A 15,150-nucleotide genomic window follows, 5' to 3' on the forward strand; every position below is an offset into this window, starting at 1 on the left:
CTCACTCCGTTATGCTAATTGTGCTTGCGCGTCTAACTTCAGAGATTCTTTCTCAGCTGAAATTGTACGGAAAACGTTATAAGCCATAACTAACATGCCTGTTACGATGAATACACCGCCTACAAAACGCATAATGTAGAAAGGATGCGACGCTTCTAAAGACTGCACAAAGCTGTACATTAATGTACCGTCGGCATTTACCGCACGCCACATTAGACCTTGCATTACACCAGAGATCCACATTGCAACAATGTATAAAACAACACCTACAGTGTGTAACCAGAAGTGGGTATTAACTAATTTAACGCTATACATACGACCTTGCGCAAATAACGCAGGAATTAAGTGGTAAATAGCACCAATTGAAATCATAGCAACCCAACCTAGTGCACCTGAGTGTACGTGGCCGATTGTCCAATCTGTGTAGTGAGATAACGCATTTACAGATTTAATTGCCATCATAGGGCCTTCAAACGTAGACATACCGTAGAAAGACAATGAAACAACTAAGAAGCGTAGTACTGGATCAGTACGCAGTTTATGCCACGCGCCTGATAGGGTCATAATACCGTTAATCATACCACCCCAAGACGGTACGAATAGGATAATAGACATAACCATACCTAAACTTTGCGTCCAATCAGGAAGCGCAGTGTAGTGAAGGTGGTGAGGACCTGCCCAGATATATAATGAAATTAGTGCCCAAAAGTGAACTACCGATAAACGGTATGAGTACACAGGGCGACCTGCTTGTTTTGGTACAAAGTAATACATCATACCTAAGAAACCAGCAGTTAATAGGAAACCTACAGCGTTATGACCGTACCACCACTGAACCATCGCATCTACCGCACCTGCATAGATTGAGTATGATTTAGTTAACGACACAGGCACAGCCATGCTGTTTACAATGTGTAGTACTGCAACAGTAATTATAAAGCCAGCGTAGAACCAGTTAGCAACATAAATGTGCGATACTTTACGCTTGATTAAAGTACCAAAGAATACAATGGCGTAAACAATCCAAACCACAGCGATTAAAATGTCGATTGGCCATTCAAGTTCTGCATATTCTTTTGAGCTAGTAATACCAAGTGGTAATGTAATTACTGCTAATACAATAACTAATTGCCAGCCCCAAAAAGAAAAGGCGGCGAGTTTGTCTGAGAAAAGACGCGTTTGACAAGTACGTTGTACGACGTAATAAGACGTCGCAAACAGTGCACTAGTACCAAATGCGAAAATTACTGCGTTCGTGTGTAACGGACGTAGTCGAGAGTAAGTTAACCATGGTGTATCAAAGTTAAGTGCTGGCCAAGCTAATTGGGCAGCAATCAGAACCCCAATACTCATGCCAACGATGCCCCAAATCACTGTCATAATAGCGAATTGGCGTACAACCTTATAGTTATACTCAGTTTGTGATGCTACTGTTTGGCTCATTTTCTGGCTTCCGCTGCAATAAATGCGTTTAGAAATGAATTACCCACTATTAAAAGTGGGGCCTACTATTTTTCTCAAGCGTGTTATCTAAAACTTTCAATACATGAAAACTTCAGAAAAAAACTTGAGAAACCCTTATTTTTTGCGGGTGAAATGATAAATTTTTTGACCTAAAAAAGATAGGTCAATTACGTAATATTATGACATCAATCAAACTTTGTGAGCTTGTTGTTTATTTTTTGATACAGTTTGTGCCATATTTCGACTAATAGTAACACTCCCACTTGTTATTTATAGACCCGATTATTAGTATTCGCTTTTATTTACAGCGAGATTGTTATGCTTATATATAGATTACCCATATTTTTTGTAGCGTTTTTTTTATTAATAGCATGTGATTTTTCTGAAAAAAATGAAGCCCAGCTTCTAAAAACAACGCAATGTGATGCCAATTTACCATGTACTTTCCCAAGTGGTGTTAAAGTATGGTTAAGCAATTCTACACTTTCCCCCGAAACTCCATTTACAATTTTCAGTGAGCTACCAAACGGGTTGCACATTACAGACGCAAAATTAAAAGGCGTTACTATGTATATGGGGTACATACCTCAACAGTTCATAAGAAAGGGTGGACTTTGGCAAAGCAACACTATGGTCGGTATTTGCTCTGAAAAGAATATGCTTTGGCGCTTGGAGCTCACAATACTTAATCAAACATCTTTAGTAGAACAGATACTTAACTATAATTTTTATGTAACGTACTAACATATAAAGTTACGATATTTAAATTAATTAGATCACTCAGAAGCGGTTTATCTTTCGAGATTGAATTTTCAGCAGAATGCATCGTTTTTAGGCAGCGTACGCCTGCGCAGTATTTTTATTTCAACCAAGCGGTGATAACACAGTATAAATGCCAAACATGTGCCGCCCTATGAATTAGACCTAGGGATGATTTCCCTTTGTAGCTCGCTTTTTTAGCCTGCAAGGTTACAAATCTCGCGCCGTGATTAAATTCCATTACGTAGAACAAACTTAATTCTGCAAGGTCAACAGTCCTTAAAGCTTTTACATAAATTAGTACGTATTAAGTTTTTATTGATTGGGTAGGAACTTATTAAAGTGATGACGCAATTTATGACCTAACCTTGTTGATAGCCATTCCTAGTTTATATCCACAGTCCTACACTAAAGAATAAGTAATCCGATTTCAGGTTAAGCAAAGCCCAGTTCTGATCACTTGTAACTACTAGGCCAGCAAAAAACATTTTAAAGAGATATTTTGAACAGCGAGTATTTGGTGTTTAATAATTATTGTCAGCTATCTATAAAGCAACGGTACGAAACAGGCTTTTACTTAAGCTAAAAAGTAAATGTATGCTCTTAAAATAAATATCTAAAAGTAAGCCATGGCTAAAATTATATTTACTTTTGATGTGATTTTAAAAAGTTCAATTTTTAATGTTTCCTGAATAAAAAAATTCTCCTGAAACGCCTCCTAAGCAGCTAAATAAGACTAATTAATCGCTCATTCTGCATAAATATGGTTAGTAATTAACATTTAGTTTTGCGGTTTTAATAATGCGCTGTGATTAACTTGTTAATTAATCAAATATCGGGATATTTTTCTACTAATTACATTTGATTACAAAGTGAATCACTTTGATATCAGGTGTTTTTTGAATGTATCATGAATCATGTAACTCACTGATATTTACGTGTATTTATTAATTAACAATGAAACAATCTGTAACGTGTGTACCTTTACTGGTTATTCTATTTTTACGGAAATTAAAATTTGACCGTTCGTTAAGTTTTTGTTCAGTTAAAAGCGCCTAAGTTGCCGACCTGACTCACTATTCTTATAACAAGTGAGCATTACCAATCACGGTAAATTTCCAACAAGTAGGGTTCTTTCATGAAAAAATCAACTCTTGGTTTAGCTGTAATCGCAGCAATCCCGATGTTCTCAAGTGTGCAAGTTTTAGCTGCTGACGAAGCAGCTAAATCAATCGAAAAAATTCAAGTTACGGGTTCTCGTATTAAGCGTTCAGATATGGAAACTGCTAGCCCAGTAACACTCATTGGCGCAGATGAAATAAGAGCATCTGGTGCAACATCTGTTGATAGCGTACTTCAACAAATGACCGCTACTGGCGGCGCAATGACCAACCCCGGCGTAAATAACGGCTCTGGTGGTAACGCATCTATCAATTTACGTGGTTTAGGTTCACAGCGTACATTAGTACTTGTGAATGGACGTCGTATGATCAACTCAGGAACTGGTGCAGCGTCTACTGTTGATTTAAATACAATTCCAGTTTCTATGATCAAGCAAATTGAAGTACTTAAAGATGGCGCTTCAGCTGTATACGGTACAGATGCCGTTGCTGGTGTTGTAAATATTATTCTAAAAAATGATTTTGAAGGCCTTGATTTAAACGTCAATTCTGCAATGACATCAAAGCATGATGCGACTGAGAACTCTATTGACTTCACAGTAGGTACTTCATTCGATAAAGGTAATATTGTTTTTGGTGCGCAGTACACAAATCGTGGCGAAGCAAGCCAAGCTAACAGAGGTTTTTCAGATTGCCCAATTGAAGAAGGGAGTAACGGTTTTTATTGTGGAGGTTCTTCATTCAGTGAAGGCGGCCATATTCAAAACAGTTTAACTGCTGGTATTTTAAATAAAAAAGGTGAAATTGAACAAACCGGTATAGCTGACGATAGTGGTTTGAGCGGTTTAGGAGGGTTACACCGTTATTCAGCTGAAAATGATTCATACAACTATGCTCGCAGTAGTTACTTGTATACGCCGATGAACCGATTAAATATTACAGGACTTGGTAATTATGAGTTATCTGACGACACAAGTTTTTTTAGTGAGTTTACCTATACAAAACGCTGGTCAGAGCAACAGTTAGCACCACAACCAATTAATTTTAAGTTTGCTTATGATCCAAGCACTATGGGCAACAGCCTTTTAGGTCAAACTTTTGATAAACGTCAAGTTGCTAATAATGCATTTGTAAAAGATGCAAATGGTGATTACGTAACAACTGCAACAAATTATGCAGCTGGCGATCCAATCAGCTACCGTCGTCGTATGAGCGAAAGTGGTACACGTAACTACACTCAAACAGTGGATACAGTGCGTATCGTTGTAGGTGCAGAAGGTGTTATTAACGATTACTCGTGGGATCTTTCTGCTAACTTTGGTCGAAATGACTCTGTAAGTAAAACAAGTAACCTGCATAACGTTTCAGCTTTAAAAGCGGATGTTGAGGCAGGTAACTTTAACCCTTTAGATGAAGCTGACTGGGTTCAATCAAATGTAAGTCAATACATTTATAAAGAGCAAGAGTCTGGTGGAAGCCAGTTGTTTATCGTTTCAGGTTCTCTTTCTGGTGAAATGTTTGAACTACCAGCAGGTTATGCTGCATTTGCTGCCGGTATTGAGCATCGCCAAGAAAAAGCATGGCAAGATCCTGATTCAATTGCTGCTCAAGGATTAGGGAACGACCCTCGCGTAGATCCAACAAGTGGTGGTTTTAATGTAGATGAAGCGTACGTTGAGTTTGCAATACCATTGCTAGCAAATGCACCATTCGCTGACAGTGTTGAGTTAAGCGCTGCAATCCGTGCCTTTGATTACAGTACATTTGGTTCAGATAATACGTGGAAATTGGGCTTAACTTGGCGCGCTACCGATGAGTTAATGATGCGTGCAGTGCGCTCAACAGCTTTCCGTGCTCCAACAGTTGATGAGTTATACTCAGGCAAAGCTATTTCTTATGATGGCGTAACTTTCCCAGGTGCAGACGATCAAGCTGAAGTAACTGTGGGTGGCAATGCTGCTTTAACACCTGAAGAAGCAGATACGTTAACATTTGGTGTTGTTTATGAGCCACAATGGCTTGACGGTTTTTCAATGACGTTAGATTACTACGATATTGAAATTGAAAATGCTATTAGTACTTACACAAGTCAATTTGTTGTCGATCAATGTATTAACCCTAATGGTACTGGGACTACATTGTGTGAAAACACTGGTGCGTTGATACGTACTGATGGCCGTATCGTATTCAACAACCAGTTGCGTAACATAGGCTCAGAAAAAACATCAGGCATAGATTTAAACTTAAAGTATTCATTTGATGCGTTAGGTTTAGCGTGGAAAACAGGCCTTGATACAACCTATTTAGATGAATATGTTGTTGATACTGGTGCGGTAATTGACTATCAAGGTTATATTACAAACGGTAAAGGTGGCTATGCTGATCTTAAGTCTAACCTTCACGTAACTGTCAGTGGTGACACGTGGGATGCAACATACGAAGCACGTTATGTTGCTGGTATGGATAGCTTTACTTGTCGACTTGATCAAAGCGAATGTATTGCACCGACTACACCATCAGTTGTGTATCATGATATTAGTGGTTCTTACATGATTAACGATGTAGTTACTGTGTCTGCTGGTATCAACAATATGTTTGATAAGCAACCTCCTTACTACACTGGTAATTACTCTGCAAATACTGACCCATATACATATGATGTACTTGGCCGTCGTTTATTTGCTGGTGTAAACATTAAGCTTTAATTAGCAGATTAATCTTATTGAGGCTCAGTATTTACTGGGCCTTTTTTATTGAACAAAGCTGAGTAGGCAAGTACACTTAAGTTTCTAAAATATAGCGCAATTTCTCCAGCGTTAGAGTAGTCCCCAAAATTAACCAAATCGGCTAAGGAGAACTGATTGTTAAAACAAGACGAAAACTTATCTTTTGTCATTGAACCAGAGCTAAATCCTCGCGCTGAGCAGCGTATTGATCTGTACTTTTCGATCCCGAATGAAATGGGGATCAACCCGCAGACGCTTTCTGAAGAATCTTATTTTAATAACCACTTTAAATCGCATTTAGCCTATAACGCCAATAATATACATTTGCCGTTAGTACGAAGCCGTTTTGTGAGTAAAAACAAAGGCGAGCAGCAAGATTATCGGCAAAACCTTAATTTATTTTGCTACCAAGTGCGTTTAGCACTCGATGCTGATATAAAAGATGCCTTAAAAATTGACGAAGCAGAAGACTTTTACAAACGTGCTAACGAAGTGTATGAACAAAGTGAGGGGCTTTTAAAAAAGCTGCGTCGGTATACGCCAGATGATGAAAAGTTACTGCCATTTTTTACCAATGCAGATAACTATTTAAGTTGGCATGTTGAGCAATCTTTTTTAAAGCTTCTAGATGAAGGCCCACGTAGTAGCGATTATGCAAAAGAACGTAATGATTTACTGCAGTTTTGTAAAAATGAAAATACGTACCGCGCTGAAAAAAACTACAACTCAGAAACCACCATGCAAGATGCTAATCGAATAACGAATAAGATGCGCTTGCTACAACGCTTAATTGAGCATGGCGTTATATTACAGCGGCAAACGCGATTTTTGAATAGCTATCTAAAACGTTTGGTTAAAGGCACAGTGACGGCCGTTATAATGGCTTTTGTGATGGTGGTAATATTAAACGCGCGATCAAGTTTTACAGAAGTAACTGCAACCCTTATTTTGATTTTAGGGGTGATCTATGGCTTACGAGAAATATTTAAAGAAGACATAACACGTGTAATCTGGCGGGCTATTGTGCAGGGAAGACCTAAATGGCGATTTAGTTTTAAAAATAGCATTACTAAAGATAAAATAGCGAGTCAGTTTATTTGGCTCGAATACACACGTTTTAAAAAAATCCCTAAAGAAGTTAAATCTATCTTTTCAAAACGTCGTCAGCAAAATAAACAAGCGGCTCAGTGGTTGCATTTTGCAAGTGAAACTCGTGTAAGCGCAAAAGAATTTTTACCAGGTTACGATACGCTACAGCAAACATTACATTTTAACCTTGCACCGTTTGCACGTTACTTAAAGCGGGGGGAGGGGAAGTTATATCATTTAGACAGTAATAAAATTTCTAAGCAGGCAGTAGAAAGGCGCTATCAATTAAACATGGTGCTGGTGTTAACTGAAGAGGATAAAAAGCTTTACCAACGTTATAAAATCACCCTTAATCGCAGTAAAATAGTCAATATAGAACTTATTTATTCTACAAAATAATACGCCTTTTATTAAAAACATGATCATTCTAGCGAATTAAATAACTCACTAATTTAATGCAATTAGTATAAAAAAGGAGGGCAGACTTAAATCTGCCCTCCTTTTTCTATAAGTATACGTCTATTTAGTTAAACCGTACTTACTGTATAAAGTTACTTTATCTGATACTAATGTGATTTCTATATTTTTAGTCTCATCACCCCAAACGCAATTAGTATGAAGTGTTTTTTCTACACAGTTATCCGCACTACCTAATAGTGTTTCTACTTCAGTTTTATCCATTCCTATTTTTATTTTTTCGTAATTCTCTAAGCTTACTTTTGAACAAGCTGCAAGGCTAAGTGTAGCCACAATAATGAGGAGTTTTTTCATTGTTATTTCCTATTTGGTAAATACGATTAATGATTAAATTTTCTTATTTGTACAATCATTCCCATACGAGGATGATCAAAATAATGAATCTCGCTGCTTATCACACGTCTAAACTGTGAAAAGCGGGCTGATTCTATGTCGCCATTTTCTAGCTTTTGACTGATATCAAAATCGGCTGTTATGTATAGATAATGACGTACATGGATTTTAAATAAACCTTCTAATTCCCAATTAACGTTTAGTTTATCTGGATCGTTAAATAGCTTAGGTTGGGAGTTTAGTAAGCTGACAAAATCGGGGTTTGAGTAGCTAGGAATGGTGTTTATGTTATTTCTTATATGTTTACCAGCAATTAAGCGCACGCTTGGTGCACGGGACTTACTCGCTTCTTCAAAGCGCCAACCAGTATGCAGAATAGGTGTTAATCCTTTTCGTACAAGCTCTGTGTATTGAGTTTTAAACTGTAATTGTTCAGGTGATAAGAGATATGTTTGTTCCATAGTTTCTTGCGTTTCAGCAATTGGCGTTACCGGGAGTTCATCGTAGCTTTGTATATAGTCAATACTATCGTCACACACATTCGACTGTGGATTTAGATTAACTAAAGAGTCGGTAAATGAGCGTTTTTGAAAACGCTCATCGCCATCTATGCAGGCCTGCATTGCTTGCTCTTTATAAAGAGGCGTTAGTAAGTCTAGGGTGTTCTTATCTTCAATAGCTTTGTGTTTAAGGCTAAAGTCTTCTTGTAAGTAAGGGGCGGGGAGTTGTTTAAAAACGAGTACTTCAACCTCAAACCAACGCTCTGCAAATGCAGTGCTGCTAAATAAGCAGCATAAAACAACAAGCGATTTTTTTAGCAACATTAATGGCTAACCTTTTTTTCGAAATCTGCAATCATTGCAGTGACCATTTTTAAGCGTTCGCGGGCATTTGCCTCACTAATTGCAAAGCGCAGTTTATTTGCGCCATCCATTTTGTACACCTTAGGCGAACTTTGTATCAAGCCAATGATGAAGCTAGGGTTAACCTTGGTATCTTGGCTAAACTCAAAGTAACCGCCTTTAGGGTTCGCTTCAATTTTTGTAATGCCTAAATTACTGGCTTGCATTTTAAGTTGCTGCAGGCTAAATAAGTTTTTAGCAGCATCAGGCAGCAAACCAAAACGGTCTATCAACTCGACCTGTAGTTCATCCATATCATCAAGGTTAGCACAACTAGCAACGCGCTTGTACATACCTAAGCGTGCATTTACATCGTGTATGTAGTCATCAGGTAATAATGCAGCCAGTTTTAAATCTACTTCGGTTTGTTTTTGAAGTAAGTTTTCAAGCGTTGGCTCTTTACCTTCGCGCAGCGCATTTACTGCTTGTTCGAGCATTTCCATATACAAACTAAAGCCGATGGTTTGCATTTGACCTGATTGATCATCGCCAAGTAACTCACCCGCACCACGAATTTCTAAATCGTGTGTAGCGAGGGCAAAACCTGCACCTAAATCTTCTAACGATTCGATTGCTTGTAAGCGTTTGCTCGCATCTTTAGAAAGTGCTTTAGGGTCACCTGTTAGAAGGTAGGCATACGCTTGATGGTGGCTTCGACCAACTCGCCCACGTAATTGGTGCAATTGCGCAAGGCCGAGTTTATCTGCTCTATCCATAATAATGGTATTGGCCGTAGGCACATCAATACCGGTTTCGATAATTGTGGTACATACTAGCACGTTGTATTTTTGATGATAAAAGTCAGTCATTATTTGCTCAAGCTCTTGCTCGCGCATTTGGCCATGAGCTGTGGTCACACTTGCTTCAGGTACCCATTCACTAATTTCTTGTGCAACACGCTCAATAGTTTCTACGTTGTTATGTAAAAAGTAAACTTGGCCACCGCGTTTAATTTCTCGCAGTACTGCTTCGCGTATTAGTTCTACATCGCGTTGACGCACAAAGGTTTTTACCGCTAAACGTTTAGCAGGCGGCGTTGCGATTATTGATAAATCGCGCATGCCGCTCATGGCCATGTTAAGCGTACGAGGTATTGGCGTTGCAGTCAGTGTGAGTATGTCTACATCAGCGCGCAGTGCTTTAATTTTCTCTTTTTGGCGAACACCAAAGCGATGCTCTTCATCAACAATAAGTAAGCCTAAATCGTTAAATTTAATGTCTTGTTGAATAAGTTTATGTGTGCCAATAACTATGTCGAGCTTACCGTTGGCCATTTTTTCAAGTGTGTCTTTTTGCTCTTTAGTGGAGTTAAAGCGCGAAAGTACACCTACTTCAATAGGAAAATCAGCAAAGCGGTCTTTAAAGTTTTCATAGTGTTGTTGAGCCAGCAGGGTAGTTGGTACTAAAATGGCTACCTGTTTATCATCGTTAACCGCTACAAAAGCAGCGCGCATGGCCACTTCTGTTTTACCAAAGCCTACGTCACCACACACTAAACGATCCATCGCTTGTTTTGATTGCATATCACCTAATACGGCTTCTATGGCGTTGCGCTGATCGTCAGTTTCTTCAAACGGGAAGCTATCGCTAAATTGACGATATGCGGGGGCGTCTAGAGTAAATTTATTACCAGGCTTTGCTTGGCGCTGAGCATAAATGTCGAGTAATTCTGCGGCTACATCGCGTACTTTTTCAGCCGCACGTTTTTTTGCTTTTTCCCATGCATCTGAGCCAAGCTTATGCAGCGGGGCGCTGGCTTCTTCACCACCAGAGTATCGACTAAGCATATGCAATGCAGATACTGGCACGTACAATTTAGCTTCACTTGCGTAAGTAATTGTTACAAATTCAGTAACTACACCTGCAGCATCAATTGTTTGCAACCCCTGATAACGCCCAACACCATGATCGAGATGCACAACAGGTTGACCTTCTTTAAGCTCGGCTAGGTTACGGATTAGCGCATCTTGGCTGGCTTCGTACTTGTGCTTGCGGCGTCTGCGCTGAGATACTTTTATGCCAAGCAGTTCTTGCTCGGTAATAATAGAAAGGCTTGGTTTAGTGCCAAGTACGACACTTTGCTCGAGCGGACTTACTATTAAACCTACGTCACTTGCACTTTTTATAAATTGTTCGAGTGTTTCAAATTCTTTAAATTTTAAACCGCTTGGTTTTAAAATGCTCAGCAATGATTCACGACGACCATCTGATTCAACACTGAGTAATATACGGCCTTTTTTCTTTTTTTGTTCTGCTACATAATTTATAAACGCGCCATAAGGTTCATGCTGTTTATGGTCGATTCGAATAGCAGGCAGCTCGCTAACGCTTAAGTTTTTATTACCTGCTTTAGTGCCAAGCTTTGCAAGGGATAATCTAATACGTGCAAAATTGCCTAAATTAGAAAACAGCTCTTCAATAGGCTGATAAAGCGCATTAGGTTCAAGTAATGGACGAAGTGGGTCAACTCTGCGGTTTTCATAGCGTACATTTACATCGTGCCAAAAGTTATCTGCCGCATGCTCTAAATCACCCAGCTGCATAACGGTTGTTGTATCTGGCAGGTAGTCAAAAATAGTCGCGAGCTTTTCAAAAAACAACGGCATGTAGTATTCAATACCTGCAGGCCAGTTACCTTTGCTTACTTGCATGTATACTGAATCTAGCTGCGAGCTTGCGCCAAATTTTTCACGGTAGCTTATTCTAAAACGTTCAATATCAGCGTCGTTAGTAGGAAATTCATGCGCTGGAAGTAGCTCAATTTTATCTACTTTTTCATCAGAGCGCTGTGTTTCTACATCAAATAAGCGAATGGTATCGAGTTCGTCATCAAAAAAGTCGAGTCTAAATGGGTGTGGGCTACCCATTGGGTATAAGTCAACGATTGAGCCGCGTATAGCGTATTCGCCGTGCTCCATTACTTGTTGAACATTTAAATAACCGGCTTGCTCTAAATTGTCACGAAAGTTATGAGTGTCTAGTTTGTCGCCTACTTTAAAGTTTATTGTTGAACCGTAAATAAATGAGGCCGGGGCTGTGCGCAACATTAAGGTAGATACAGGCACAATTAACACACTTTGTTGTTCTTTTTTTAAGGTATTTAAAGTGGCTAAACGGGATGAAATAATATCTTGATGGGGAGAAAAGTGATCGTATGGCAGAGTTTCCCAATCAGGAAATACCATGACTGGGTTATCGGGTAATAAATATTCTAATTCTGTTTCAAGGCGTAGTGCGCTTGGTGTATCAGGCGTAACAATCAAGACTAAGTTGTCTTGTTGTTTAACGCCTTCAGCAATGGCAATACTTAAACCACTTCCGCTTAGCTGGCCCCATTGAATTTTATCTTTTTGAGATTTTACCCAAGGCAAGGCTGCCCATTGCTCAAACGCCATTTATTACTCCATTTATAGTTGGCTCTTAGCAAGTAAGAGCCATCTTGAGTTAAGTTTACTTAGTCTCGGTATATTTTTGTTAGGTCTTTATAGTGATCAATTCGTCTATCACGTAAGAAAGGCCAGATACGTCTTACGTTTTCTGAGCGTTTTTGATCAATTTCTACTACTAAAATTTGCTCATCAGTATTATTCGCCTCTGCTAATAGTTCACCTTGTGGGCCTGCAATGAACGAATTTCCCCAAAATGAAATACCATCGCTTTGCCCGCTTGGGTCACTTTCATGGCCTACGCGATTACAACTAATTACCGGCACACCATTGGCAACAGCATGAGCACGCTGGCTAATAACCCACGCATCTTTTTGACGAGTTTGCTCAGCAATGTCGTCGTTAGGATCCCAACCGATAGCGGTTGGGTAAATTAATATCTCAGCGCCTGCCATTGCCATTAAACGTGCAGCTTCAGGAAACCATTGATCCCAACATACTAGCACGCCTAATTTACCCACCGAGGTTTGAATAGGCTCAAAACCGATATCACCTGGGGTAAAGTAAAATTTTTCGTAAAAACCTGGGTCATCAGGAATATGCATTTTACGGTATTTACCCGCAATGCTGCCGTCTTGCTCTAATAAAACCGCAGTATTGTGATAAAGGCCCGTAGCGCGTTTTTCAAATAAAGAGGCCACAATAACAATGCTTAGCTCTTTAGCAAGCTCACCTAAGGCATTACTGCTAGGGCCTGGAATGGTTTCGGCTAAATCAAATACGTCAACATTTTCGGTTTGGCAAAAATAGAGGCTTCGGTGTAGCTCTTGAAGTACAACCAGTTTTGCACCTTTTTGAGCTGCTTCACGAATGGCACTCATTGATTTTGCCATATTGTCCTGAGCGTTATCGGTATTGCTTTGTTGCACTAACGCAACGGTTAATTTTGCAGGGCTTGTCATTGTGCTGCTCCAGCTAAAAATCCACGAGGTAATTGCATTGTAATACAGTGCAGGCTGCCAAATTGTTCAATTATTGGTTGGCAATTAACGCCAATAATAGTGTGTTGTGGGTATGCTTTTTGAACTTGCGCAAGAGCACGCTCATCATTGGCATCATTATACGTTGGCACAAGCACAGCATTATTAATAATTAAGTAGTTAGCGTAGGTAGCCGGTAAGCGTGTTTGCTCATCGTCATAAGCGGCTTTTGGCCACGGTAACTCAATTAAGTTATATGGGGTGTTATCGGCAGTTTTAAAGGTTTTTAGTTGTTTTTCCATTGCATCAAGTGCGCTGTAGTGCTCATCGGTTTTATCGTCACACTGCACATATACAAGGGTATTATTTGGAGCAAAACGCACTAAAGTATCAATGTGGCTGTCGGTGTCATCGCCCGCTAAATAGCCATGTTCAATCCATAAAAAACTGGTCGCGCCCAAGTGCTCTTTTAAAAGTGCTTCAATATCATTTGGGTTTAAATCAGGGTTACGGTTTTTATTAAGCAAACATTCGCTGGTTGTTAGCAACACACCGTGCTCGTTTATTTCAATGCCGCCACCTTCAAGTACCATATCGAGCGCTTGATATTGGTTGTTTGTGCTACTTAGCTCTTTTACCAAAGTACGATTAATTTGATTGTCCAATGCGCTTTCAAATTTATTGCCCCAACCATTAAAAGTAAAATCATATACTTTTAATTGCTCTGGTGAATCAATAGCGGCGCAAGTAAGCGGACCATGATCGCGCGCCCAAGTATCGTTAGTAGGAGTTACTACAAAATGAACACGATTAAGAGAGACGTTAGCACTATTTAGTAATGCTGTAATATGCACTTTTAAAGTACTGTTATGCGCCACAATAACAAGCTTTTGCTGCATTATTATGTGCTTAGCAAGTTCAATATATACAGGTTCTACACGTGCTAAGTTGTCGGCCCAATCGGTGTATTTATGAGGCCACGTAAGCATAACGGAGTCTTGCTCGGCCCATTCTGGTAAAAGTCTAAAGTTCATGAATTTTATATACTAATTAAGATGACGCTAGTTTAGCATTTTACATAAAGATGTCAGCTAATTATCACTGTTTAGGTCGCCTTGGTTTGGTTCAAGTTCTTGACGTTTTTTAAGTTGGCGGGTTTGAGCATGTAAACTCGCTCTAACAATAAGTTCTTGGTCGGTGGTTCTAATTGCGGTAAAAAGCAGGGTGTATTGGTAATGTTCACTATCTTGTTTCTCTACTGCTACAACTTCAGTATAACAGTACACAGCAGATGCTTCGTGATGTAAAAACAGTTTTGTTCTAAATGCTTGGCCAATTGAGTGTACTTCTGGTGATGTAAAGCGAATACCGCCACCGCCATAGCTGTCACATTGGATTGCGTTATCATGGGCTTGTTCTGAGGCCAAAATATGGCTCATTATTAAATCTATTTTACGTGACTGTGCTTGTAAAAAAGCGGCTAACTCTTGTGCTATATCGCCTAAGTTACGCAGAGGACGCAAAGAACTTTGTTCGAGTTCACTGACTTCGTTGGCTAATTTAAATAATGGAGGAATATCGTCTTCAAGCTCAAGTTGTGACTTAGGGACTTGCTTATTTGTCACAGCTAATAAATTCACTCTAATACTTTCATTAATTTGAAAGTATTGCTCAAACTCACCTAATCTTTGACTTTTCATTACACTCTCCACCACGTATTTAGTTAATAGTAGCGTTGTGAGTACTAAATTGCTAGCAGATAAAATAACGCATAGCGGGCTAAATACTTTGTTTACATTCAATTTTTTAACATGCTGATTATGAGAATAAATACTGTAAAGTTCAACACGCTCTAGGAGTTATAAAAAAGCGGCCAATGTCATCCTAACATTGGCCGCTTGGGTATTGATTCA

10 protein-coding genes are annotated in these 15,150 nt (G+C 39.2%); 3 read left to right on the plus strand and 7 right to left on the minus strand.

All coding sequences use genetic code 11. From position 1 onward, the window contains the following. Positions 1–9 precede the first annotated feature (9 nt). Positions 10–1,443, minus strand: coding sequence for a cytochrome-c oxidase, cbb3-type subunit I (gene ccoN, locus AC0VZ4_RS07655; RefSeq protein WP_002961515.1), 1,434 nt, complete (start codon positions 1,441–1,443; stop codon positions 10–12). A 339-nt stretch (positions 1,444–1,782) separates the two neighbouring features. Here ccoN and AC0VZ4_RS07660 point away from each other — a divergent pair, with 339 nt between their 5' ends. From AC0VZ4_RS07660 to AC0VZ4_RS07670, 3 genes are all read left to right on the plus strand, one after another. Further along, positions 1,783–2,208: a hypothetical protein gene (locus AC0VZ4_RS07660; RefSeq protein WP_306724313.1), complete on the plus strand. Its 426-nt coding sequence runs from the start codon at positions 1,783–1,785 to the stop codon at positions 2,206–2,208. A 1,153-nt stretch (positions 2,209–3,361) separates the two neighbouring features. Further along, positions 3,362–6,049: a TonB-dependent receptor gene (locus tag AC0VZ4_RS07665; RefSeq protein WP_475441339.1), complete on the plus strand. Its 2,688-nt coding sequence runs from the start codon at positions 3,362–3,364 to the stop codon at positions 6,047–6,049. A 156-nt stretch (positions 6,050–6,205) separates the two neighbouring features. Further along, the gene (locus AC0VZ4_RS07670; protein WP_475441340.1) at positions 6,206–7,558 is read left to right on the plus strand and encodes a hypothetical protein; all 1,353 of its coding nucleotides are present in this window, start codon (positions 6,206–6,208) and stop codon (positions 7,556–7,558) included. A gap of 120 nt (positions 7,559–7,678) precedes the next feature. Here the strand turns inward: AC0VZ4_RS07670 and AC0VZ4_RS07675 are convergent, their stop codons facing one another. Genes AC0VZ4_RS07675 through AC0VZ4_RS07700 form a run of 6 tightly spaced genes read right to left on the minus strand, consistent with a single transcriptional unit; the run spans position 7,679 to position 14,937 of the window. Further along, positions 7,679–7,930 (minus strand): DUF3862 domain-containing protein, encoded by a 252-nt coding sequence (locus AC0VZ4_RS07675; protein ID WP_475441341.1) that lies wholly within the window; start codon positions 7,928–7,930, stop codon positions 7,679–7,681. A 26-nt stretch (positions 7,931–7,956) separates the two neighbouring features. Then, complete coding sequence (locus AC0VZ4_RS07680) at positions 7,957–8,793, minus strand: peptidoglycan binding protein CsiV (protein WP_475441342.1); 837 nt, start codon at positions 8,791–8,793, stop codon at positions 7,957–7,959. Beyond that, positions 8,793–12,266: a transcription-repair coupling factor gene (gene mfd / locus AC0VZ4_RS07685; protein ID WP_475441343.1), complete on the minus strand. Its 3,474-nt coding sequence runs from the start codon at positions 12,264–12,266 to the stop codon at positions 8,793–8,795. Before mfd ends, AC0VZ4_RS07680 begins: the two co-directional genes overlap by 1 nt. 59 nt (positions 12,267–12,325) lie before the next feature. After that, the gene (locus AC0VZ4_RS07690; protein ID WP_475441344.1) at positions 12,326–13,219 is read right to left on the minus strand and encodes a carbon-nitrogen hydrolase; all 894 of its coding nucleotides are present in this window, start codon (positions 13,217–13,219) and stop codon (positions 12,326–12,328) included. Further along, complete coding sequence (locus AC0VZ4_RS07695; protein ID WP_475441345.1) at positions 13,216–14,271, minus strand: agmatine deiminase family protein; 1,056 nt, start codon at positions 14,269–14,271, stop codon at positions 13,216–13,218. The genes AC0VZ4_RS07690 and AC0VZ4_RS07695 overlap by 4 nt, the downstream gene beginning before the upstream one ends. A 57-nt stretch (positions 14,272–14,328) precedes the next feature. Beyond that, entirely contained in the window at positions 14,329–14,937 is a 609-nt protein-coding gene (locus AC0VZ4_RS07700) for a PilZ domain-containing protein (RefSeq protein ID WP_475441346.1), read from the minus strand. Positions 14,938–15,150: the final 213 nt, after the last annotated feature.

This window comes from Pseudoalteromonas sp. QJM3NY_22, assembly GCF_056173065.1.